The organism is Clostridium sulfidigenes, assembly GCF_000732635.1.
GTDB classification, from domain to species: Bacteria; Bacillota; Clostridia; order Clostridiales; family Clostridiaceae; genus Clostridium_J; species Clostridium_J sulfidigenes.
The window spans coordinates 90,787-114,490 of record NZ_JPMD01000013.1; the positions used below are offsets into that span (position 1 = coordinate 90,787).

Sequence of the window (23,704 nt, forward strand, 5' to 3'; positions counted from 1 at the left end):
ACTTACCACCCCATTTCATTGAGAAATCCTTGGAGTTTGTTATGACGCTCCTTGTCACCACTGACATAGCTTCCTAGGTCACATACTCCCTGAATAGCACCATCACGCATATATAAAATACGATTTCCACGCCTTGCGGATTTCAAATCGTGAGTAACCATGATTATGCTTTGACCACTTCTATTCACTTCAGTTAAAACATCTAGGGCTGCCTGTCCTGCCGAAGAATTAAGTGCTCCCGTAGGTTCATCTGCGAAGACCACCTTGGGATTATTAATTAATGCCCTTACAATAGCGGCACGCTGAGCCTCGCCTCCAGATAATTGTGATGGAAACTTACTCCATATGATTTCAGTTAGTCCCACTTGTGTAAGAAGTACCTTTGCCCTTTCTGCAATTGTCTTTCTATCACTACTTATAAGGAGACCGCTTACAAGGATATTATCCAGTATGCTCATATTATCCATAAGAAATATTTGTTGGAAAACAAAACCGCAGTTTAATCTTCTAAAAATTGCAAGCTTATCATTTGATAACTTTGAAATTTCATTCTCTCCAAACTTTATAGAACCGAGAGTTGGTTTATCCATTCCTGACAGGGCATAAAGTAGTGTTGACTTTCCTGCACCAGAGGAGCCCATGATTACTGTAAAATCTCCCTGATATATTTCAATATCAAGGTTCTTAAGTACATGCTGTTGCATTCCACCGTTTGAAAATGTCTTGCAGAGCTTATTTGTTGATATAATAACATTCTCCATGATAACATCCCTTTCAATAAAAAAATAAGACTGTTTTTCTTACAGTCCTATTATAGTTGAAAATTCCTTAACAGGTCTTTACCCAATCCTTAACTAATCCTTAAATCTTTTAAGTTCTTAAATTTTTAAGCAATTAAAAGTTTTAACAACACAGTGAATCCATCAACTGAGTTTTCGCAGTAAATGTATCCCTCCATTTTTTCCATCATATACTTAGAAATATAAAGTCCTAATCCAGTGCCTCCCTTTTCCTTAGAATTTTTAGCCCTATAGAACTTATTAAATATCAGAGGTAGCTCCTCCTCAGAAACTCCTCTACCATAATCCTTAAATCCTATCTCAAGGTATTTACCCTTAATAACTGAAGAAACATAAATAGATGTCCCTGCGTATTTGTAGGAATTACTGATTATATTGTCAACAACCTGAGATAACCTTAACCCATCTGCTAAAATTATACACTCAGCAATGCCTCCAATATTTGCTTTACAATTATAATCTGCCGTCTTAATCAAATCATATAGAACCTGACTAGATTGCTCAGTGACTATAACCTTTAGCTCCTGCAATTCCTCTAGTGTGGCGCTGAACATATTTGTTATTAATGTATTTATCTGATCAGCCTTTGAATTAATTATATCCAGCTGCCTCCTTTGGTTTTCATCGGAAGTCTTTACATGCATAACTTCAGTAACAGCCTTTATTGATGCCACTGGGGTTTTGATATCATGACTTAGTGAAGCAACAAGTTCTTTTTTACTTTGATTAGCAAGCCTTTCATTTTCCCTTGCCTTATTAAGCTCCTCCCTCATGAGGTCAAAACTTTCTGTAAATGCACCGAAGAAATTATTTTTGTCCATATCTAGAGGCATATCTAAATTCCCCTCTGCAACATGTCGTGCAAAGCCCTGAAGTTTTCTAAATGGATATAGAATACACCTGTCAATAAAAACAAAATATAAGCTACAAAATGCTGCAGCAACTATTATTACACAAAGGGCAAAAATAAGGAGTAAATTTCTAAATTTTATCCATTCATTATTTGTATTATTATATATTATTACTTTTCCAAGTACCTTATCCTGAGATTTTACATCAACTATAGTGTCCCTATTACGTATTGCTGAACTTAAATCATTGTTTAATCCATCTCTTGTAGCTTTGATAAAACGATTTTCATTGTCCAGTACTACGTAATCTAATTTATAGCTCAAACATGGCAACTCTGCATATTCCAGACTGTCCCATTCCTTTGCAAGAGACTGAGCAATATCATTTACCTTAGGCACTTCAATTTCAATTTTCCCTTTATATTTAAACGCAAAAAATGTGAGGCTTGTACAAGTTAAAAGAACAATGATACTTATAACTACTATTCTTTTAATGTTCATATGAAGCTCCCATCTCAAAGACATATCCAGTGCCCCAAACAGTTTTGATATACTGGGGTTCATTAGGATTTTCCTCAATCTTCTCACGAAGTCTTCTTATATGTACATTCAAGGTTCCTTCCCCTGTAATTGCATCGCCCCATACTTTTTGAAAAAGCTCATCTTTTGAAATGGTTCGGTTTTTGTTTTTAATTAAATATGATAATAATCTATATTCCATTGATTTTAATTTTACTTCCCTACCATCTACCATAAGCTTTTCCATATATAAATCAATAGAAAATCTACCAAAACTTACGGTACTGGCATAGTTAGACTTATATCTTTTTAAAACAGTTTTAACCTTTGCCATCAGTATATTTAGGGAATATGGCTTTTGAATATAATCATCTCCACCAATGTTTAATGCCAAAAGGACATCATCATCACTTGTTCTAGCACTGATAAATAAAATTGGTGTATCCATTGTCTTTCTCAATTCTTTGCAAATTTCAAAACCTGAGGATTGTCCTAGATTGATATCCAGCAATATTAAATCAACCTTATTCTTCAATAAAAAATCAAAACATGCTGTTTTATCTGATACCCAAAAGGTTTTTACGCCGAACATGTTGAAAAACTCACAGGTACTTTGAGACAGTGCCTCCTCATCATCTACTATTAAGCAATCATATCTTGGCATTTAGCTTTCCTCCATAAATACTATATTTTTTTATGTATTTAAAACAAACTTAGCATAATATTATTTTAAAATAATGTTCAATGATTTATCTTTCACAAATTTTATCATAAATTAATGTACACTACTCTAGCAACTCCCAATGTATTTCACAATGATTAATTTAACTTCTAAAACTATAAATCATTTAAAAATATTCTTATCCACACCTCTTGCAACTTTTCAAAGTAATAATCCACAGTTCTCACTTCAGCTGTTAACATTTTTCCTCCATCCATAAGTCTTGCAAATATTTTATTTGTTTTTGCTGGTATATAACCTATCTTTTCACCCTTTACTGTAAATAATTCTATAGCATATTTATCATATACATTATCAGGTTCTCTTTTTAACTTTATTTTATCTCTCTCTAATAAAATAAACCCATCCTTTACATAGTACTTCATTCCAGCTATCCTTACAGATTGAAGATATATAGTATTTTCAAAGGGCAATGCTAGTCCACCTGTTTCTATTATGTTAGCTAATTTCCCTCCACCACTATAGCTTGTTATTGATTTATCCATAACTCTGCTCCTTTAATATCTGACAAATACTCTTTTCAACCTGTGTAATCATTATTTCATACTCATGTATATCATTAGTTATATCCTGCTTTTTCTCTTTAATATACTCATTATCATCTATAAGTTCTTTTATACTTAGAGGAAAGCTATTTTCTTCTTCATCTATAAACTTCTTTAGTTCATTAATCTTTTTCTTTAATACCACTATATTTTCTTCTATAGAAGTTACCTTAATATCTTCTTTAATCTCATTGTGCTTTACTATTCCCTCAAGAATTATTAATGTTATTAAATCATTATTCTCATAAGCTTCTTTAACTTTAAGCCACAACTCCATCAACTCTTCATCTAAACCTCTATTTATATCGGGATGCAGTATTTTAGCCAACCCCCTAAATATCTCTTTAACCTTTTTTACTTCCTCATCCGTTAATGATGGAAGTTCGAAAAACTCTCTAGAATTCTTTAAATTATTACGCAGCTCCTCTAAATCTCGATAAAACTCTGCTAGTTCTTCTTCTAAAACTCTTTCTATTTCTTCAATATTTATTTCTTCACCTTTATTTTTACTCATAATTATCAAAGTTAACTTCTTCTTTAATCTTCTATATTTAATTTCATTTTCCAATCTTAAGAATATCAAAGCCCCTAGTTTACACATATAAAGACTCTCTAAATACTCTTTTTCCTTCTTTAAATCTTCCATTTTCTCATATAACTTTAGGTACTCTTCATTTAATGTATTTAACTCTTCCTTAAGCTTTTGTATACCTGTTAATGAAACAACTATATCACTCATATAAACCTCTCATTAATATACTTTTATACTTCTAATTTAAACTATTTTAACTCTTCCATATATGTTAATTATATCATTTTTAGTTGGGGTTTGAGGTAATGACTACCAAATAATATTTGTTTGTGCCAAACGGTATCTTTATTCATTTGTAATTAAACAGAATAATTCTATTAAATTACTAGAAGATATTTATACTTACTTAATTATAGAATCTAAAAGAAACGTACAGAAGAAAAAACACCTATATTTCTATATAATATATTCTCCGAACTAAATTAAAAATGATTATAACTCATCAGAACTGTTACACTTAACATTTGACTGTTCTACACTGTGTTGTTTTATAATTACATCATAAATCATATATATGTAGGAGGTTTTATTATGAAGAAATTATTGTTAACTTTAGGGAGATTATTTTTAGGTCTTTTTCTCTATGCTGCAGGAATAGTTTTGACAATAAACGCAAATTTAGGACTTTCTCCTTGGCAAGTTTTTCATCAAGGAGTTTCTAACCATATTGGTATTACTATGGGGCAAGCAAGTATAATAGTTGGTTTTATATTTGTAATTCTTGATTGGATATTAGGAGAAAAGTTAGGTATAGGAACTATTTGCAATATGCTTTTCATAGGTATTTTTATGGATGTTTTAATGCTTAATAACTTAATTCCCGTAGTCAATAATATATTTGCCCAATTTTTAATGCTAGCTCTCGGAATGTTTGTTATAGGTATAGGTAGTTACTTTTATATTGGTGCTGGACTTGGTTCCGGACCAAGAGATGGTCTCATGGTTCCTTTAACAAAAAAGTTTAAAAAATCTGTTCGTTTCATAAGAAATAGTATTGAGTTAACAGTGCTAGTAATAGGTTATATATTAAGTGGAACCGTAGGGGTTGGTACTTTAATTATGGTAATTGGATTAGGATATTTTGTTCAATTTGCCTTTACATTATTTAAATTTGATGTAAGTAAAGTTAAACATACGTTTATTGATGATTATATTAGAATTATAAACGACAATATAACGAAGAAAAAGGAAGATAAAAATATTTCAAAGGAAAAAACCACGACATGATGTCGTGGTTTTGAATGGTGGAGGCGAATCGCAGGAATAATACCCACGAATTAATTTTTCTGATATAAATTATAATTTTCTATCCCTATGATAGTACTTATATACTAAATAAATATTTACCTAAAGGAATCTTTTTGATAATCAAAGCTATAACCAAAGACAAACTCATAACCACAAATCCAAATATTAGATTTGGTGCTAGACTATAGCTGTATGGTAGCTGAACATAAATAGGTTTTATCAGAGTTCCTACTATTCTATGAATAAAATAAATCCCAATAGTATTTGATCCTATTACCTCAATAGTATTAGATATTTTTTCTAATTTATTTCTAAATTCATAAGCAAAACAAAATATAGCTATAGAAATTCCTAGTGTCATAACAGTATCATACCCATTCCAAATATTATCATAAATTGCACCATTAATACGACTTATCATAATTCCATATGCAAATAATGAAACCATACCTACAATAAATAATATACTTATATGCGTTGTTTTGATAGTTACTTTATTATTAATTCGATTTAGTATTATACCTCCAATTATAAAGTACACTATTGTATAAGCATAAAAACCTCTAAATACGTTGAAGTTATTGAAGAAGTTAAACCCATTTCCAGTAATATTCGTTATTCCCAAAGTTGCTTCAATGATATTAATCCCAAACACACCTCTAATAATATTAGCTATTATATTTAGAAATACATTTCCAAAGGTCAATATGAATACAACTATAGTTATGTATTTAAAAATTGTCTTATCTTCTTTATCATATGCTTCTTTTATTAAAGGAAATAGCAAATATACACAAACTAAAGCCTGCAAGAACCATAAATGATTAATACTTCCATTTTCCCAAGACCATAAGGAATAATTAAACGCTACATATGTATAATGTTTATTATTTATTATCGCTAATACTAATAACGTTATAATTCCCCATATAACTGTAAGCAGAATAATATTTATGATTTTCTTTATATGTTTTTTTAGATAGTAGCCTTTGTTCAACATCAAAGCTCCGTTTACCATAAAGAATAAAGGAACTCCGGTACTCAAAATCCCCGTAAATAGATAGTTGAAATATGTTGATATTGATGGTTCTGTTAAGAAATTTTTAGGTAGGTTATTGTAATGATAACAGCATACAAAGTAAATTGATAGTACCTTTATAAAATCTAAATAAACAAACCTCTTTTTTGTAATAGATTTTGTACCCAAATTATTTCCTCCTTGTGTTATTTACATTTTATATCATAACTGTGTATATGATATTTTAAAAATTATATGTATACACATCTAGATTATAAATACATTTATATTTTATTTAATAAAGGATGTAAATAAAAAAATTCTTGGTTCACTATTAAAATCTCCCTTTCATTTTATACGATAGTTCTAAATAAATTAAGACACTTATATTCAATTAATATAAGTGTTCGTGGATTTTAATGGTGCTTAGAGCTTCCTTGAATTCTCTAACTATTTCTAATTCATCATCATCTTCAACCATTTGCTTTTTAATCTCCTAAATTCATAATTTCTGAAACACATAAGAGCTGTCACAAAACAGATATATTTTGTAATCCTCTTTAAATTATTTCATCACATTTTACAATAACGACCTGATTCCATTATATAGTATTTGGTTAATTTAGTATATAAATAATATGCATTTCATTGTATAATTTACAGTATATTACTTTAATTATACTATTAATGATCTATTACCATAAAGATTATTACCCTATTTATTTATTTCTGATAATATTGAGAAACCAGTAAATACTATCTATAGAGGTGGTTAAATGACAGAAATAGAAAAAGCCTATATAGCTGGAATAATTGATGGAGAAGGAAGTATTATGTTACAGCGGTTTCATACAAATCAATATCCTGCTCCTTGCGTATCAATAGCCTCCACTACTATAGAATTATTAACTTGGCTAAAAGACACCATTGGATATGGAGTAATAATAAAGAAAAAAAATTATAACCCTGAAAAACATAAATTATCTTATTCATTTGTAATTAAGCAGAATAATGCTATTAAATTACTAGAAGATATTTACCCTTACTTAATTATAGAATCTAAAAGAAAACGTGCAGAAATGATAATAACTCAGTATAAAGCTCTTACCCCTAGGAATGGTAGGTATACAGATGAACAGCTTGCTAAAAAAGAGATGTTTTATGAAGAATTCATTAATGTAAAATAGCTACATCAGATTGTGATGTAGCTATTTGTTCATGGTTGAGGCGAGGCGTGACTTTTAATTCTATCTATTATCTAATCCACAATATAAAAAATAATACTTATTCTCATAATAATTAATAAAGCACTAATCAAAATCATATTTAAATTTAATTTTAATCATTCTATATAACATAACAACACCGCCTAGAAAAATAACCATACTAAAATATCAAAGTTAAATACAATAACTTATATTACATTTTTTGAAAACCTCACTTATTTATGATACGTTTCTCTTTATACATGGCAAATGCGATTTTCTACTATATAATTTTTAATGATATTTTCATATTTATAATTTCCTCTGCTTTAAATAGCACTTCAAAAACATAATCAAAATATGATTTTTCTACATCTTCTAGCCATGCTGGATTTACTGTAAACATAATAATAATTATTATTCTAAACACATCTTTTATAACTTTTTTTATATTGTTAAAACTCTCACCATCATTAAATATTGGCTTTATATCCGAAATAACGCTAATCTCTTTTATTACACTAATATCATAATGAGAATATTTACATAATTCATTCCATACTCTCTCAATGTCATCTTTCATAATAAAATTTAGCTTTTTAAAATTTGGAATTGAATACATGAAATTTCTATACTCTATTCCTCTGATATCAAATTCTCCTATTTCATTTAATTGTAACTCTATTGGATGATATTCATAATATAAAAATTTCAAACTACATTCTAATGCACTTCTTAAAGCCATCATACCAGCATTAGTAAATCCTATAACAAATAATGATTCACTTTCAATAATACTTGTTATCAAATAATCGAAGTATTGAGAATTTTGCTGTTTTTTATTGTAATGATTCATAATATATATTGCTAGATAAAATTTATGCAATTGAGTGGCTTTACCGTCCAATGTCCCATCAATTAATTCATCCTTGTTTAAAATAATTTTATATAATTCCTCTATGAAACAATCTTTCTCAATTTTAATTTTATTAGTATGCAAACTTATTGGCATAATGTTATATTATCTCCCCTTTTTTATAAGTATATTTTTCCACCCCTTATAATCTTGTGGGATATCAATGAATGAATATTTAGCTATCTTCTTTAAAATCAATAGTTTTTCTTCGTTTTCTAATTTTTCTAACTCTCTAAAATACCAATCTACAATTCTATCTCTTCCCGTACTTTTAGTATTATGCTTAAATCCACAAATATTAGCTAATAAATTGTCAACCTCTCCAGTTGTTTTAAAAAATTCATTAGACTTAAGTACTAGTTTAAGTAACCATGTAACCTCTTCATATTCTTCATTAGTTAAAATATTTTTATTTACAGCATTTCTGAGATTATTCATAATAACATCTATTCTAAAGCAATCTACTATTCTTTCACTTTTATTATTTTTTCCATTCAAAACTATCCCCTCTTTTCTTAATTACTTTTTCTTATAAATTCATTACAAAAGTTTGAAAAATTATCAGTAAAACTTTTTCTAGCATTTGTTTCAAAAATCATCTTATTATTTAATAAGCCCTTTGAATAATTCTCCGTAGCTAAAATCTCACTTTGAAAAACATTACTATGTTCTCTCATTATCTGAGCCTTAACCTTATCCATATATTTCAAATCATCATTAATCATATTAAAAACTATTCCTAAAACTTCTACATTATTATTTTTATTTACACTGTTATGCTGCTTAATTTTTCCTAGTAATAACGGAATTCCTCTTGCTGAAAAAGGATCAGGTTTTACTGGAATTAATACATAATTGCTTGCTCTTAATGAATTATTAGTTAATACAGAATAAGTTGGACTACAATCAATTAATATATAATCATACGCTTCTTTCTTGTTTGCTAACAATAATTCTAATCGCTCCTCTATGGCACCTCCACCAGTTCTCTCTAAAACCTTAGAAAGTTCAAGCTCTGATGCAACTAAGTCAATTCTACCTCCACCATCAAAATTTCTAACATTAGTAGTCAAATCACTTAATGTTAATAGTTTAGGATTTCTTTTAGTTATTGGCCCTACAATTCTATCTATATCTGTAAATATTTCAGATATCACTTTTCTATCATCTAACATTTTATCATACTGTTCATACTCTAGATATGCACTACTAGCATTTGCCTGTGGGTCAAAGTCTATTATTAATACTCTTTTATTTAACTCTGACGCTAAGTAATATGCTAAATTTATTGTTATGGTTGTTTTACCAACCCCACCTTTCATATTTATTATTGACGTTACCTTACATGCCATCCATTTATCCCCCTCTGTTAAAACTTACTTTAATATATATTTTAATACTATTATTATACCATATAAGATAATACTACCTCCTAATTAATATGTATTTTTAGTTATAAAAACAGCATTAGGCAACTTATATCAACGCCTAATGCTATAAACCTCATTTACTTATGGCACGGTTCACAATAAGTTATTCTAACTTATACATAGGAAAAAACCCACGACTAATCAAATTAGTCGTGGGTTTCATGGTGGAAGCGAGGGGTGACCTTTAAAACCCACTACTTACTTTATATTTATACTTCATTGACATAATTTTATATAACCTTTTTCACAACAGTATATTTAGTTATTCTAAAATCCCTAAATAAACAAAACAAATGTTTCCCCGTTCTTATTTTAAGACTTCTCTTATTAAATCTATGATTTATTTTTAATAAAATATCCATCTTTACTTTTCTCAATCCATTGATTTTCTAATAGTAAATTAATTTTTCTACTTGCAGTAGCTTTAGAAATTTCAAGATTATTTGCAATTTCCCCCAATGTAACATTAGAATCACGTTCTATCATCTCAAGTATCATTTTGTCCATTTCGCTAAGTGTTATTTGTTCACCATATTGATAAAGTTCTAATCTTTTTTGATTCCATAAATCTTCATTATCCTTATTCTGATATACATCATATAGCTTTTGGTATAAACTTTTTAATTCCTCAAAAATAATAGGGTTTACTTTTTCATCATCTAAGCTGTGTACTAAAGCATTTCTATACCTTCTTAATTCATCAATTTTATTATAAATATTCCGATTTATAATTTTTCTCATGCCAAGAATTTCCAAGGCCTGTATAATCTGAATATGTTTTTTCTTATAATCTACATATTTGTAGCTAACTGTTAATTTTAATTCCTGATTCATTAATTCTGTGGCATATCCAATTATTAATGACTCTAATCGATTATAATAAGCCACAAATGGTTTAAAGTCTTTATCTATACCGCCATATTCTTTCTCTATATTTTTCAATTCCTCTTTGCTTAAATTAGAAAGTGCATTTGGATTCAACAACGAACATCCAAAATAAAGAAACAATACAATACTACCAATACATAATAATGTTGATTGATTAAGAAGTATAGGTATTGTTTTACTTGAAATTTCATAATATAAACTTAATGTAAATAGGCAAGATATAATTGTTATTGCACACATAAATGACAAGATAATAATATTATTAAAATATTTATGGCGTAGTATTTCTACACTATCAGCTAATTGCTCATCTTTACTACCAACTTCTTTAAGTTTTGGATCAATGATTGCATAAGCAGCTAACACTAATCCAAAAAGTCCAGCAATTACTTGTGCCATAGTTGACATCAAATAAAGAATCTGATTTTCATTCAATAATATATGAGGTTTGATACAAAAAGATAAACTTGCATTTAATAATAAAATAATAGAAAGTCCCGCTATCTTTGTACGCAGTTTACATTCTTTAAAATAATTCTTTAATTTTAATATTCGTACTTGCATAAATTTCATAATTCCCCCCGTAAATTCTTATGTTTTTGAAAAATCAACTTAATACTATTAGATATGTCTTTTAAATTTTTGATTATTACATCTTACATTTCAATGTATTTCTGAAATTTATTTATTATATTAGCCTTTATGAATCTAAGAGTATCCCTATTTAATCCACAACTCAATATTATCATATCACTTACTTTTTTAAATTAATTTCACTTAACTTAAAATTCTTAATAACATTAATAAATGCAGCTTTAACGACATAACAGCCCTTATTAAGATATTATAAGGACTGTTTCAATAAGTTTATGCACTATGCCTATACCTCTTGAATAAAGTAACTTTTTTGCAGATGACCTAATCTTAAAGGCTTCATAATCCTTTAAAATCGAGGTAAATAATTATGTATCTACCGACCCACCACCATACTTACGATTCCTTATACGGCGGTTTCTCAGCTTATGCTCTTACAGTTTTAGAATAATCCAAGAAAAATGTATATCCTGCAGCTCTTAACTTCCTATCGGTTATAGTACAGTTTAGTATTTGGCTATTCGCCAGTAGCCTTTTCTTGTGCACGAATACTTTTTAGCATTATTGTAGTTTAATCCAAGTTTTCTAAGCATTTTATATCTTGTTTTTACTTTCTTCCATCTCTTCCAAACGTACATACCTAATCTTCGCCAAAGCCATTGGTCAGTAGCAACAAGTATACCTTAAATAAAAGGCAGTTTAACAACTCACTTTTTTAAAATTCTTACTACTAGCTTAGATATTTTGAACAATTAGTACCACGTTTAGATATTTAAATTTCATTTTTACTTAAATCTATAAGCCCATTTTTACTAATGGTCTTTTTCTTGGTATCTTCATTTCTAAAGATATATTTGATATATTTTTTTTCCTCTGCTGGTGGTGTATTGTCTACTATAATAATTTGACTCTGTTTTGATATAATCTTTAGTAATTCATATAAGTTTTTATATAATTCTTCATCCATAACCTCAAACTTTTCATCTTTATCAGTATAGATAGATTTATATGCTCCAAGATATTTTCCAATTGTATCGAGCATTAGTATGTTAGGATGGTTTAAGCCAAATTCCTCAAACGCGTTTTGCGTCATAAGTATAGCACCTATAAATGCAATTTGAATGCAAACCAAAACTCCGCCACTATCATGTTCAAAAACACTAGCCTCATCATAATATGCTACATAATCTTCTTTAGATATGTATGTTTTATCTTTTTCTATTGAGTACCCTAGTGCATCAAGTAAGGTTATATAAGAATCATTTATTTTTTCTAATATGTTATCTTTAAATTTTATATCTTTTAACAGAGAATTTAGACTCTCATTAAGATTATCTAGTAGGCTTTGTCTACGCTCTCGCTCTTTTTCTTTCTCATCAACCTTATTATAAATTTTCACTACTTCTGAAAATGCTGAAATATTCTTTCTAGCCTCTTCAATAAGTATATTAATATTTTCAATTTCAGCTATATATGGTAACTCAACTTCATCATTTTTCTTATATTTTTCAGCTGCCTTCTGAAGAAATTGCTCCTTTGACTGCAAATACTTTTTTTCACATATAAGTTCTTCCTTATCTTTCTCTATACCATCAATTAAATTTGTTAACATTAGTATTTTTTCATTTAGCTCATGATCCACATTAGATAATATAGTTTCATTTATATTAGAATATTTTATGCTTACTACTTTTGAATTACATAACGGACACTGTAGTTCATGCTTTATTTCCTCTAAATGAAAGTTAGCCTCTTTCGTGGCTTCAATTTCTTTTTTTTTCTTTAATATATGTATTTAATAATTGCTTCTTTGCGCTTAAATCAAGTTCTAAATCATTTATATCCTTATTTATACTTCCTACCTTATCTATAATATCTCTTATATCCCCTATTATTTGTTTATATACTGGACTAACTTCACCTTTCTTTTTCTTTATATCATTAATAAAATTCTCTTTTTTAATAATTAGGTTATCCAACTTTTCCTGCTCAAATGTCCTTTTAATTTTAGTATCTTCTAAAGTCATAAAATCCGATTCACTTAAATATGTTTTTAAACCTGAGACAATTTTACCTATGTTATTTACTTCACTGGTTTCTTCTACAATTTTTTCTTTAATGCCTTCCTTATCTTCAACAATAAAATTTGTTATTAACTCAAAGGTAGGCCTATTCTTTCTAGCTTTATTTTCTACGTTATTCTTTAAAAAATTGTTTGTACCTAAATCGTGCTGATCTATATAAACAAACCTAAAAATATCCCTAATGCTGATTGTCTCTAATTGTCTATCAGGGCTGTTTCTTTTATGTCTTAATATTTTGCATGAAGGCATACCTAATAAATCTAATATAAAATTACTAAATGCACCTTTATCAATAACCTTAGGGGTAAAATCTGCAATTCGATTTAATTCACAAAAGTATATATAAAACTTAGAGCTGGCTTTTTTCAAGTTTCTCCTAAATGTATATATTTTCCCGCTTATTTCAATCTCTAGAAAGACTTTATCGCAATATAAGTCTAGAGCTTTTTGAACCTTTAAATTAATTTTCCCTTTACCAAAAATATAATCAATTAATCTTAATACTAATGATTTTCCTGAATAAATATCTCCAGCTATAATATTAAGCCCTCTATCAAATTGGAGAGTTCTCCTATAATGCTCACCTTCTACTCTTAATTTACTTACATAAATTCCTTTCATAAAACCTCACCTACAAACTGTTTATAATATTGCTTTTTATACTTAAGCGTAGTAGAACTGACTTTTATCTTTTCCTTCAAATCAACAAAATATGGTCCTTGCAAGTCGCTTACCATCTTTTTTCCCCTATCAGTTACTATTATTGATATTTCAGAAAGATTCTTACTACTATTACTGTCTAAACTAATAAGGTCACTGTTAGCGAGATAAATCAATAGTTCTTTCAATGTCTTATCTATTTTAAAATAATTATATTGAAACTCCTTTTTATCATACTTAGGTTCAGCCTTTTCACTAAAACTTGTTAGAGATAATATATAGTAAAATAAGCATTCGTAAATATTTATCTTCTTTTTCCTAAGTGTAAGAATATATGCAGTTACGAGTAAGTTCATAGTTAACAATTTTTTATTTTCAAAAACTAATTTTATGGAAACTGGCAAATCTACGCTACTCATTTATATCTACCTCTCCCCAGAACACATCTCTTTTTCCATCATTAGCTAATATATGAATTATTCCAGTTTTTTGAACAGATTTAGGCTGTACATAAAGGTTTAAACTACTGAAGTTATGGTCTGATAGATTATCCATTACTTCCTCAACGAGCTTTTGGCTGTTCTTATTTTTTCTATACATTCTATATCTGATATCTGAATATACATTGTAACAGGCGCTAAATGTATCCTCTACTACTTCAATAGGTAAATTATATTTTTCTAACTTTCTTATATAACCATCGGCATAAAAAAAAAGTCTTTTTACTATATCCGATTGTCTCATTGTCTATTTCTTCTTTTTTTAGTTTTTTTTACAAAAAGCGCTCCTTCCAACTTTTTAAGTTCATCTTTAGTCGGAGGAGCTTCTAAAAATTTCCGCTCACCTCATTAGAATTAATAGCATTCAAAATCTCTCTGATTGCTACAATGTGCTCTTGTGAATTATTTATATCCACCACAGTATATCCAATTACTGTTAAATTATATTCATCCATAAACTTACGTCTTATTTCATCTGTCGGATTTGCTAGCAATATGTAATGATAGTCATTAAATATGTAGTTATACTTTTTCATTAAATATTCAATGTATATATCAGAATAAGAAAACCCTAAAAATAGAAAAGTATACCCACTTCTAAAAAAGTTAAAAAGCGCCACATACTTTTCGTCTGAATATACCTCATCATATTTCGTTTTTCCTAACACAATCGATCCTGGCTTGGACAAAATTCCGTGTAAATGAACAATTCTTTTTCCATCCTTCTCCATAGCCAAATCTTGTGTACTGTTGTCTGAATCACTTAGTACTACAGGTTGAAATCCACTTTTCATATTGTTTGCTAAGTAATTATCATAATTAGTTGTTAGATAATGAGGGGCATTCAAATTAGCTAAGTCTGAATAATTATGATCAATAGCTTCCTTCTCTTGTTTCTTAATTATATCTACAACAGTTTTCTGAATATAAAAGTCATTTTTAAAACTAAACTTTTTAATTGATTCCATTGCATCCCAATATCTTTTATTACTTACCTCTTGCTGAATCATATCTTTTATGTCTGTATCACCTATTAAATCTTCACTTAGCATTGAAATCAATTTGTCCCAGTTAGGGATGTTAAATGGAGCAGATAATCCCGCTCCTATAAATGGAATCATTCTTTTTTCAGCATGAATTCTTCTCAATTTTCTAATATCGCTTGAAATATTCAAAGAAATACCTCCTATAATTATAAAATTAACTCTACTTATATTTATAATACTATTTTATATACTGATATTTCAAATATTTTCTATATTTAGCCTTTTTATTTACAATTATATCATACAATTTACTTTTTCACACATTTATTACAAACACAAATAGATATTAGCTCACAACTGTAAGTCTAATATCTTATATAAGTTATTGCTATTTAATATTGTATCTTATCCAATAAATCTATTATTTTTATTTGCCATTTCTAAAATCCTACTACTATTTTAACCAACTCTCTATTCTTCATGTTAAATACAAACTTTATCCCTTTCATGAAATCTACAATATTGCTTTTAGAATTTGGTATGATAAGCATTACCTTTTGCAATTCTAAGATTCCTTACAAACGTGAAAAATCCACGACATTCCTGTCGTGGATTTCATGGTGGAGGCGAGGGGACATATCCTTCCTACATCTCTGCAGGTATTGACTATATCTCTGTCCTATATTCTCCTTATTAAATTTTAATACTGTATAGGACACTTGGCGTATTATAGAAGCATAGTTTAGTTTGATATCTTCTATCCTAGTATTCCATAGATTACTCCTTAGGAACCTATAAGTCGATACACGGCTGTTGAATTTCTTCACATACCACTCGGTATTGCCGTCAGCACCATCTGTTACGGTTTCACCGATAAAGCCAAGTTTTCACTTAGAAATTACTCTCTAAGGCGACTCTTTTGAATCGAACCCCTGTCCGAAAGCCATTCCACATAAGCATCTCCGAGTGCAGTCTCTATTTTAACATTCCCTCCATAGAACCCCTAGAGACCGGGTTTCTACTTCAGTAGCTTCATAAATTCCGTTCCATGGTCAAAGCTTTCCATGGCTCGGTTCCCCACTAATCGGCGCCCTATCCTAAGCCGTGGGACTCAAAGGTAGGACGAGCGGCTATATTAAGCTGCTAATGCAAAATTGTCTTCTGCGTTTATCTTTAATCCCATAGTTTTTTAAAGCGGGCCCATGAGTTCCCTCTACTCGCTTCCTATATGTCACGTACCCCCGTCGAAACCAGTACGCCCCCATGTTAGGTAGTGGTAATTATTAGTGATTACCACGTATATTCATTATAAACAATATCAATCCTTATAGCAAGTAAAGTTTTGTAAAAAGTTTTATAGTGTTTATGGACATATTTCCTTTAGATTCTACATATGGTATTTGGCAAATCTATATATGTAAAAAAAGTACCACTTTTAATGATACTTTCACACCAAATATAAGTTTATTTTATCGAATATAGGTAGCTCAAACTATTTTATATAAGACATGTCGCTTAGTCTCTTTATGATATGTTTTCCGTTGTCATCTTCTATAAAATGAGAAACTCCACCTGCAAATCCAAATAAATCACAGTTATTAAGATCATCTGGTTTAAGTCCTAACCACATAGCGTTGAAAATACTTAATGTGTCCCCATGGGAAACAATAATTATATTCTCATCCTCACTGCTCATTATGTCATTGTAGAAAGGTTCTAGACGCTTCCAAGTTTCTCTTCTAGATTCAGCATCTGGTACACATCTATCATCAATTGTCTTTTCCCATGCTGTTTGATTTTCTCTAAGCCATTGTACACTTTTGCCTACAGCAGAACCAAGGTTACGTTCCCTTAGATCTTCATTAATAACGGGTTCTAAGTTTAAATGCTTTGCTACAATTTCAGCAGTCTGTTTTGCTCTTTTTAAGTCTGAAGAATACATAACATAGACAATATCTTTTGAAAGTTCTTCCTTAAGCTTTATCCCAATGTTATTTGCTTGTTCTTTTCCTAGGTTAGTTAAATCCCAATCTGTCCATGAACCAATCATCCCATTGGTGTGATGCACTGATTGAGTATGTTGAATGGTAATTATTCTTTTCATCCTTTACCGCTCCCCCTATTTAAACTTCCCATACTTCATAGCAAAATTCTATTGTGCAAAGGAAACTCCTGCTCACATTCGTTCCCATGAGTAAGTTCGAATAACTAAATCAAAGATTTAGATTCTTACCTATATTTCTCTTTCATTTGTCTGTCTATGTCTCTCTTAGCTGCTTTTTCTAGCATTACATCTCTCTTATCGTAATCTTTTTTACCTCTACATACTCCAAGGTTCACTTTTACTTTACCGTCTTTAAGATATAAGCTAAGTGGTATTAGAGTGTACCCCTTTTGAGCCGTGAATCCTAAAAGTTTATCTATTTCTCCTTTGTGAAGAAGTAGCTTTCTTACTCTTAGAGGATCTTTGTTAAATATGTTTCCTTGCTCATAAGGGCTTATGTGCATATTTTTTACGAAAACTTCTCCATTGTATACATCTGCATAGCTATCTCTAAGGTTTGCTTTCCCAGCTCTTATAGATTTAACTTCTGTCCCTACAAGTACTATTCCTGCTTCCATAGCTTCTTCTATGAAGTAATCGTGTCTTGCTTTTCTATTTTCTACTAAAGTTTTAGTTCCTAATTTCTTTGCCATGTTTTCACCTACTTTTATCATTAATATATAATTTTCTCATTATACATGTGATTTTACTAAATTTAAAATGTATTGTATAGTATAACCTATTTTTATTATAACCTAAATTATAAATATTGTAATTATTAACCTTGAAATATATGAATTTTGACTATCTAAAAAGTTTATATCTTAAGTATAATATATAATTTAAAAATATGGAGTTTTTTCCTAAATTTTCTTTACCTATTGACTTAGCTACAATATAATATAGTTATATTACACTATAATTGTAGGTTAATATTAGTAATCCATATTACATATTTAGTATAGCCATATAATTTTCAAAAGGTGAGGTATTTATGAATGAAAAAAATTATTTACAACTAGGTACTGTCTTTATTATATCAAGTGGATTAATATACACCATTGAAAGATTAATTTCATATTTACATTGGTACTTGTGGGTTGGCCAAGACATCATGGACATACCCATACCTGGAATAAATATATTTATTTATATATTTGTTCTTATAGGAACTTTCTTCTATTTATTAGGTTTTAGAGAAAAACAAAAAAATAAATAAAATATCACTATATATTTTGTGATAAATCACGTAATTATATTTTATATAGAATGTATAATAACTTATATTAATTTAGTTTCTCCAATTCCCATGTTTTTAGCTTTTTATGTTTTTATGTTCTTATGTTCTTCCACAGCTAATCCCTTGATATAACTGTATTTAAGCCCTCTAGGGAACACCTACATTTTAACTATTCAAAATTAAAAATATTTATATAGAAAACTTTTTAAATAGCTCTATTTTTATATAGGAAACTATTTACCTATATAACTATATAACTAGTTGTTGGCGCTGTGGGGGTTTCAGGGATTTCCTCAAAGATTTGGAGTAGAACTTAGAAGAGCTGTCTCACGGTAGAATTTTTTTAACTCTACTTTGAGACAGCTCTTCCAAGTTGATTTGATTTGATTTGATGAATTATAAGGATATTTTTTAAATCTGCTGTACCTTAGTTCAACAGAATTAATAACATAATATAAGAAACCCCACTTTTCAGTGGAGTTTCTTCCACTAACTAAAATTAATTATTGTCTCCCTCTATTGCAATTAAACCCCTTTTTACCATGTTGCAATGACAAATTAAAGATTTATTTTCTCGCTTTGCTCGAGAGGAAACTCCTTCTCACTTCGTTCCAATGAGTAAGTTCGAGTAACTAAATCAAAGATTTAGACTCTTACTTATAACTCTACTTTGTTACCGTAGTAAGTGCATTCAAATAGTCTTTCCATTGTTTTGTCGTCTATTTCTCTTGGGTTTGAGCCTGTGCATGCATCAAGCACTGCATTGTGAGCTATGAACTCAAGATTTGCTTTGAAGTCTTCTTCGGTAACACCGTATTCCTTCATTGAGTGAGGAATACTTAGTTTTGTATTTAAGTCATTGATCATTTCTATTAATGAATCAGTTAATTCTGAATCTGTATTTCCATTTAATTTTAACATTCTAGCTATGTCTGCATATCTATCTTCACATTTAGTTCTGTTGTACTGAATTACATATGGAAGGAAGATTGCATTTGCACATCCATGAGGAATGTGGAATACTGCTCCTGTTTTATGAGCCATGGAGTGAACTATTCCTAGTAGTGCATTTGAGAATGCCATTCCTGCAAGGCATTGAGCCTCGTGCATTAAGTTTCTTGATTTTTCACATCCATTATAAGAATCTATTAAGTGTTCTTTTACCATTTCAATTGCTTTTAATGCTAATGGATCTGAAAAGTTTGATCTTAGTGATGCTGTGTATGCTTCTATAGCATGAGTTAAAGCATCCATTCCAGTATGAGCAACTAGAGTCTTAGGCATTGTTTGTGCAAGTGCTGGATCTATTATTGCTATATCTGGTGTTATATTGAAATCAGCTAATGGATATTTAATCTTAGCTTTGTAATCAGTAATTACAGAAAATGCTGTAACTTCTGTAGCTGTACCACTAGTTGATGGTATTGCAACGAATTTTGCTTTTTGTCTTAATTCTGGTAGTCCAAATGGAATAACTGCTTGTTCAAAAGTAAATTCTGGGTATTCGTAGAATATCCACATTGCTTTTGCTGCATCTATTGGAGATCCTCCACCTATAGAAACTATCCAATCTGGCTCAAAGCTTCTCATAGCTTCTGCACCTTTCATAACTGTTTCTACTGATGGGTCTGGTTCTACCCCTTCAAATAATTCAACTTCCATACCTGCTTCTTTTAGGTAGTCTTCAACCTTTTGCAAGAATCCGAATCTCTTCATAGATCCGCCACCAACAACTACGAAAGCTCTCTTCCCTTTTAAAGTTTTCAGAGTTTCTAACGCTCCTTCTCCATGATATATATCTCTTGGTAATGTAAAACGTGCCATAATATGAACCTCCCTATTACAAACTTTAAATTTTGTTATTTATTTAACATTTATAATTTTAGTATACCACCTTTTTCTAAAAATACTAGTACTTTGTTAAAAATTTATCTGATTTGTTTAACTTTTTAACAATCTTTTTTTGATTTTTACGCTCTACTATGTAAAATTATCCTATATTTTTATTTGTTTCCCTTAATTTATAGCAAATTACATAAAAAAGAAGAGATAAAATCATATTTAATTTAATAAACAAAATTTTATCTCTTCTTATATAATGTTAAATTTTTATCCTTATAGTTTTCTTCTTAACTATATTTTACTCTCCAAAAATTAAATCATCGATGTCTAGGGACATTTCTTCTTCCTCTTCTTCTACTTGTGGTTTAACTATTTCAAAGTAAATATCGTGGGCATCTATGTCAACCTTAGAGCAAACTACCTTAACTTCATCTCCTAGTCTGTAGATATTCTTAGTTCTCTCACCAACTAAAGCTAGATGCTTTTCATCATAGATATAGTAGTCATCATGAAGCTCACTAATATGAACTAAACCTTCTATGGTGTTAGGAAGTTCAACGAACATACCAAAGCTAGTTACAGAGGATATGATTCCTTCGAATTCTTCTCCTATCTTATCCATCATGTATTCAGCTTTCTTTAAGTCATCTACTTCACGTTCTGCATCCACAGCCATTCTTTCTGTATCAGAGGATTGTTTTGAAGCATCTATTACAAAGGTTCTTAATCTCTTCTCTCTCTTAGAATTTAATCCTTCGTTTATCATTTCCTTTATAATTCTATGAATTACTAGGTCAGGATATCTTCTTATTGGAGATGTGAAGTGACAATAGTATTTAGCAGCAAGACCAAAGTGTCCTACACATAAATGGGAATATTTTGCCTTCATCATAGATCTTAAAAGTAAGGTACTAACTACTGTTTCTTCCTTCTTGCCTTTAACCTTTTCTAGAATCTTTTGAAGCTCCCTTGGATGAATTTCATCTTCTTTAAATCTTACATGGTATCCTAGGTTATATACGAATTCACTAAAGTGTAATAACTTCTCCATATCTGGGTCTTCGTGAACTCTATAAACAAATGGTGCATTAAGCCAGAAGAAGTGCTCTGCTACAGTTTCATTACAGATTAGCATAAATTCTTCTATTATTCTATTGGCAATGGCTCTTTCACGAGGTAGGATATCTATTGGTTTACCAGTGTCATCTAGGATTATTCTACATTCTTCAAAATCAAAGTCTATAGCACCTCTTGATAATCTCTTTTTATTTAAGAGCTCAAATAATCTACCCATGTTCTTAAAGTCTTCATGAAGGTGTTTAAATTTTTCTATAGTTTCAGCATCTTCATCTCTAAGAATCTTAGTTACATCAGTGTAGGTCATTCTTTCATTAGTTTTTATTACACTTTCAAAGATATCATGGTCTACTACTTTTCCTGTAGGATCAATTTCCATAAAGCAACTAAGAGCAAGTCTATCTACCTTTGGATTTAAGCTACATACTCCATTTGATAGTTTTCTAGGTAGCATTGGAATTACTCTATCAATTAGGTATACAGAGGTACCTCTTTTAAAGGCTTCCTTATCAAGGACATTATTTTCTCTTACATAGTGTGATACGTCTGCAATATGAACTCCTAGCTTGAAGTTTCCATTTTTCAGAACTTCTACTGAAACAGCATCATCTAGGTCCTTTGCATCTTCTCCATCTATGGTAACCATAGTCACATCTCTAAGATCTCTTCTTCTGTCTATTTCACTTTGAGGAACCATATCTTCTATTCTTTCCGCATATTCCTCTACCTGTAATGGGAATTCTTCAGGAAGATTGTGCTTTCTAATTATAGTTAGGATATCTATTCCCTTATCTCCTTTTTCTCCTAGGATTTCAATGATCTTTCCTTCTGGATTTCTTCTTTTCTCTGGCCAGCTAGTGATTTCTACCACTACTATTTGACCTGATTTTGCCCCATTTCTATCATTTTTTGAAATGAATACGTCTTGACCTATCTTTTTATCATCTGGTACAACGAATCCAAAGTTTTTGCTATCTTCATAGGTTCCAACTAATTTTTTATTCTTTCTTTCAACAATTCTGATAATTTCTCCTTCAGATTTCTTACCGTTATTTTCATCTTTTAATACTTTAACTAACACCACGTCATTGTTCATGGCACTATTTACATTACTAGCAGGGATAAATATATCTGGTCTATCTTCTTCTACAATTACAAAACCAAAACCCTTTTGGTGAGCAGCAAAAACCCCTTTAAGTATACCCATTCTCTCTGGAATTCCATATAGCTCTGCTCTATTTTTTATTATTTCTCCATCTTTCTCCATTTCATTTAATAGGTTTAAAAACTCTTTAGACTCTTTTTTACCTATACCAAATATTTTAGACAACTCTTTTAAACTCATCGGTTTATAAGCTTTTTCTTTCATAAAGCTTACAAGTACTTCTCTTATATTCATAATGCACTTCCTTTCATACTTTTCTCATCTTTACGTAATATATCCTCTTAATACATACTATTTTTTATATAATGCCTACCATCTCTAAAGCTTCAAAAAAGCTAAGAACTCTGTTTATCCGATGACTACCAACTCTAATACTCCTATCTTTTTTAAAGTTGGGGTTAAAAGCTGCTACGTCCCTGGATAACTATCTCTAAAACTCTCGCCGAAACTAAGAACTCTGTTTATAATTAGTATATCTATTTACTATTATTGCTCTATTAAATCAATGTTATGTGTTTTTTATATTAGATATTTACATATTATATAGTTTACAGTATATGCTACATAATTTCTATATTTAACTTCTTAAACATATGTTTTCCAAAAATAAATTTTATTACAAGAAAAAACCCATCGGGGGTAACCAATGGGTTTTTTCCTTGCAATAATATACAATTATATTCGACATAAAATAACTTGTATAACCCTTGGGGTTAGGTTATACGTATAAATAAAAAGGGGTTATTTATTCTATTTAT

Annotated in this window: 23 protein-coding genes and 1 other RNA gene; 3 read left to right on the forward strand and 21 right to left on the reverse strand. The window is 29.6% G+C overall.

Translation table 11 applies throughout. The features are described from left to right. Nucleotides 1-2 precede the first annotated feature (2 nt). From IO99_RS05785 to IO99_RS05805, 5 genes are all read right to left on the reverse strand, one after another. Nucleotides 3-761, reverse strand: a complete 759-nt coding sequence (locus IO99_RS05785) for an ABC transporter ATP-binding protein (RefSeq protein WP_035131294.1) — start codon at nt 759-761, stop codon at nt 3-5. 125 nt (nt 762-886) lie between these two features. Next, nucleotides 887-2,176 (reverse strand): HAMP domain-containing sensor histidine kinase, encoded by a 1,290-nt coding sequence (locus IO99_RS05790; protein ID WP_198028561.1) that lies wholly within the window; start codon nt 2,174-2,176, stop codon nt 887-889. Beyond that, the gene (locus IO99_RS05795; RefSeq protein WP_035131298.1) at nt 2,142-2,834 is read right to left on the reverse strand and encodes a response regulator transcription factor; all 693 of its coding nucleotides are present in this window, start codon (nt 2,832-2,834) and stop codon (nt 2,142-2,144) included. Before IO99_RS05795 ends, IO99_RS05790 begins: the two co-directional genes overlap by 35 nt. A 173-nt stretch (nt 2,835-3,007) precedes the next feature. Next, entirely contained in the window at nt 3,008-3,397 is a 390-nt protein-coding gene (locus IO99_RS05800) for an HIRAN domain-containing protein (protein ID WP_051823948.1), read from the reverse strand. Continuing rightward, nucleotides 3,390-4,196, reverse strand: coding sequence for a J domain-containing protein (locus tag IO99_RS05805; protein ID WP_035131300.1), 807 nt, complete (start codon nt 4,194-4,196; stop codon nt 3,390-3,392). The genes IO99_RS05800 and IO99_RS05805 overlap by 8 nt, the downstream gene beginning before the upstream one ends. A 384-nt stretch (nt 4,197-4,580) precedes the next feature. Here IO99_RS05805 and IO99_RS05810 point away from each other — a divergent pair, with 384 nt between their 5' ends. Beyond that, entirely contained in the window at nt 4,581-5,276 is a 696-nt protein-coding gene (locus IO99_RS05810; RefSeq protein ID WP_035131302.1) for a YczE/YyaS/YitT family protein, read from the forward strand. Nucleotides 5,277-5,373: 97 nt separating this feature from the next. On the opposite strand, the gene IO99_RS05815 is transcribed toward IO99_RS05810, so the two are convergent. Next, entirely contained in the window at nt 5,374-6,504 is a 1,131-nt protein-coding gene (locus IO99_RS05815) for an acyltransferase (RefSeq protein ID WP_035131304.1), read from the reverse strand. Between the two features lie 587 nt (nt 6,505-7,091). On the opposite strand from IO99_RS05815, the gene IO99_RS05820 reads away from it, so the two are divergent. Continuing rightward, nucleotides 7,092-7,502 carry an LAGLIDADG family homing endonuclease gene (locus tag IO99_RS05820; RefSeq protein ID WP_035131306.1) on the forward strand — a complete coding sequence of 137 codons (411 nt, stop codon included), beginning with the start codon at nt 7,092-7,094 and terminating at the stop codon, nt 7,500-7,502. A gap of 301 nt (nt 7,503-7,803) precedes the next feature. On the opposite strand, the gene IO99_RS05825 is transcribed toward IO99_RS05820, so the two are convergent. The 13 genes from IO99_RS05825 to smpB form a co-directional block, all read right to left on the reverse strand. Then, a complete protein-coding gene (locus IO99_RS05825; RefSeq protein WP_035131308.1) occupies nt 7,804-8,532 on the reverse strand; it encodes a hypothetical protein in 729 nt (242 codons plus the stop codon). Between the two features lie 9 nt (nt 8,533-8,541). Further along, nucleotides 8,542-8,934: a hypothetical protein gene (locus IO99_RS05830; protein WP_035131309.1), complete on the reverse strand. Its 393-nt coding sequence runs from the start codon at nt 8,932-8,934 to the stop codon at nt 8,542-8,544. Nucleotides 8,935-8,951: 17 nt separating this feature from the next. Next, nucleotides 8,952-9,788, reverse strand: coding sequence for a ParA family protein (locus IO99_RS05835; RefSeq protein WP_035131310.1), 837 nt, complete (start codon nt 9,786-9,788; stop codon nt 8,952-8,954). 411 nt (nt 9,789-10,199) lie between these two features. Further along, nucleotides 10,200-11,327 carry a MarR family transcriptional regulator gene (locus tag IO99_RS05840; protein WP_035131311.1) on the reverse strand — a complete coding sequence of 376 codons (1,128 nt, stop codon included), beginning with the start codon at nt 11,325-11,327 and terminating at the stop codon, nt 10,200-10,202. Nucleotides 11,328-11,854: 527 nt separating this feature from the next. Then, nucleotides 11,855-12,028: a hypothetical protein gene (locus tag IO99_RS19810; protein WP_423219420.1), complete on the reverse strand. Its 174-nt coding sequence runs from the start codon at nt 12,026-12,028 to the stop codon at nt 11,855-11,857. A gap of 92 nt (nt 12,029-12,120) precedes the next feature. After that, nucleotides 12,121-12,960: a hypothetical protein gene (locus tag IO99_RS05845; protein WP_035131312.1), complete on the reverse strand. Its 840-nt coding sequence runs from the start codon at nt 12,958-12,960 to the stop codon at nt 12,121-12,123. A gap of 151 nt (nt 12,961-13,111) precedes the next feature. Continuing rightward, entirely contained in the window at nt 13,112-14,053 is a 942-nt protein-coding gene (locus IO99_RS05850) for a hypothetical protein (RefSeq protein WP_035131313.1), read from the reverse strand. Beyond that, entirely contained in the window at nt 14,050-14,511 is a 462-nt protein-coding gene (locus IO99_RS05855) for a hypothetical protein (protein WP_035131314.1), read from the reverse strand. Before IO99_RS05855 ends, IO99_RS05850 begins: the two co-directional genes overlap by 4 nt. Next, nucleotides 14,504-14,836 (reverse strand): ABC-three component system protein, encoded by a 333-nt coding sequence (locus IO99_RS05860; protein WP_035131315.1) that lies wholly within the window; start codon nt 14,834-14,836, stop codon nt 14,504-14,506. Before IO99_RS05860 ends, IO99_RS05855 begins: the two co-directional genes overlap by 8 nt. An 82-nt stretch (nt 14,837-14,918) precedes the next feature. After that, a complete protein-coding gene (locus IO99_RS05865; protein ID WP_051823949.1) occupies nt 14,919-15,767 on the reverse strand; it encodes an SIR2 family protein in 849 nt (282 codons plus the stop codon). 731 nt (nt 15,768-16,498) lie between these two features. After that, nucleotides 16,499-16,833, reverse strand: a transfer-messenger RNA (tmRNA) gene (gene ssrA, locus IO99_RS18665). A 237-nt stretch (nt 16,834-17,070) separates the two neighbouring features. Then, on the reverse strand, nt 17,071-17,682 hold the full coding sequence (locus IO99_RS05870) for a histidine phosphatase family protein (protein WP_035131316.1): 612 nt from the start codon (nt 17,680-17,682) through the stop codon (nt 17,071-17,073). 125 nt (nt 17,683-17,807) lie between these two features. Further along, nucleotides 17,808-18,275 (reverse strand): SsrA-binding protein SmpB, encoded by a 468-nt coding sequence (gene smpB / locus IO99_RS05875; RefSeq protein WP_035131317.1) that lies wholly within the window; start codon nt 18,273-18,275, stop codon nt 17,808-17,810. A gap of 341 nt (nt 18,276-18,616) precedes the next feature. On the opposite strand from smpB, the gene IO99_RS05880 reads away from it, so the two are divergent. Next, a complete protein-coding gene (locus IO99_RS05880) occupies nt 18,617-18,841 on the forward strand; it encodes a hypothetical protein (protein WP_035131318.1) in 225 nt (74 codons plus the stop codon). Between the two features lie 678 nt (nt 18,842-19,519). Here the strand turns inward: IO99_RS05880 and IO99_RS05885 are convergent. Further along, on the reverse strand, nt 19,520-20,686 hold the full coding sequence (locus IO99_RS05885) for an iron-containing alcohol dehydrogenase (protein ID WP_035131319.1): 1,167 nt from the start codon (nt 20,684-20,686) through the stop codon (nt 19,520-19,522). 316 nt (nt 20,687-21,002) lie between these two features. Beyond that, complete coding sequence (rnr, locus tag IO99_RS05890) at nt 21,003-23,180, reverse strand: ribonuclease R (protein WP_035131320.1); 2,178 nt, start codon at nt 23,178-23,180, stop codon at nt 21,003-21,005. Between the last annotated feature and the right edge of the window lie 524 nt (nt 23,181-23,704).

Excerpts from the sequence above, each read along its gene's own strand:
- IO99_RS05785 (WP_035131294.1), bottom strand. The coding sequence starts at position 761 with ATGGAGAATGTTATTATATCAACAAATAAGCTCTGCAAGACATTTTCA.
- IO99_RS05790 (WP_198028561.1), bottom strand. The coding sequence starts at position 2,176 with ATGTCTTTGAGATGGGAGCTTCATATGAACATTAAAAGAATAGTAGTT.
- IO99_RS05795 (WP_035131298.1), bottom strand. The coding sequence starts at position 2,834 with ATGCCAAGATATGATTGCTTAATAGTAGATGATGAGGAGGCACTGTCT.
- IO99_RS05800 (WP_051823948.1), bottom strand. The coding sequence starts at position 3,397 with ATGGATAAATCAATAACAAGCTATAGTGGTGGAGGGAAATTAGCTAAC.
- IO99_RS05805 (WP_035131300.1), bottom strand. The coding sequence starts at position 4,196 with ATGAGTGATATAGTTGTTTCATTAACAGGTATACAAAAGCTTAAGGAA.
- IO99_RS05810 (WP_035131302.1), top strand. The coding sequence starts at position 4,581 with ATGAAGAAATTATTGTTAACTTTAGGGAGATTATTTTTAGGTCTTTTT.
- IO99_RS05820 (WP_035131306.1), top strand. The coding sequence starts at position 7,092 with ATGACAGAAATAGAAAAAGCCTATATAGCTGGAATAATTGATGGAGAA.
- IO99_RS05825 (WP_035131308.1), bottom strand. The coding sequence starts at position 8,532 with ATGCCAATAAGTTTGCATACTAATAAAATTAAAATTGAGAAAGATTGT.
- IO99_RS05835 (WP_035131310.1), bottom strand. The coding sequence starts at position 9,788 with ATGGCATGTAAGGTAACGTCAATAATAAATATGAAAGGTGGGGTTGGT.
- IO99_RS05840 (WP_035131311.1), bottom strand. The coding sequence starts at position 11,327 with ATGAAATTTATGCAAGTACGAATATTAAAATTAAAGAATTATTTTAAA.
- IO99_RS05845 (WP_035131312.1), bottom strand. The coding sequence starts at position 12,960 with ATGTTAACAAATTTAATTGATGGTATAGAGAAAGATAAGGAAGAACTT.
- IO99_RS05850 (WP_035131313.1), bottom strand. The coding sequence starts at position 14,053 with ATGAAAGGAATTTATGTAAGTAAATTAAGAGTAGAAGGTGAGCATTAT.
- IO99_RS05855 (WP_035131314.1), bottom strand. The coding sequence starts at position 14,511 with ATGAGTAGCGTAGATTTGCCAGTTTCCATAAAATTAGTTTTTGAAAAT.
- IO99_RS05860 (WP_035131315.1), bottom strand. The coding sequence starts at position 14,836 with ATGAGACAATCGGATATAGTAAAAAGACTTTTTTTTTATGCCGATGGT.
- IO99_RS05870 (WP_035131316.1), bottom strand. The coding sequence starts at position 17,682 with ATGAAAAGAATAATTACCATTCAACATACTCAATCAGTGCATCACACC.
- smpB (WP_035131317.1), bottom strand. The coding sequence starts at position 18,275 with ATGGCAAAGAAATTAGGAACTAAAACTTTAGTAGAAAATAGAAAAGCA.
- IO99_RS05880 (WP_035131318.1), top strand. The coding sequence starts at position 18,617 with ATGAATGAAAAAAATTATTTACAACTAGGTACTGTCTTTATTATATCA.
- IO99_RS05885 (WP_035131319.1), bottom strand. The coding sequence starts at position 20,686 with ATGGCACGTTTTACATTACCAAGAGATATATATCATGGAGAAGGAGCG.
- rnr (WP_035131320.1), bottom strand. The coding sequence starts at position 23,180 with ATGAATATAAGAGAAGTACTTGTAAGCTTTATGAAAGAAAAAGCTTAT.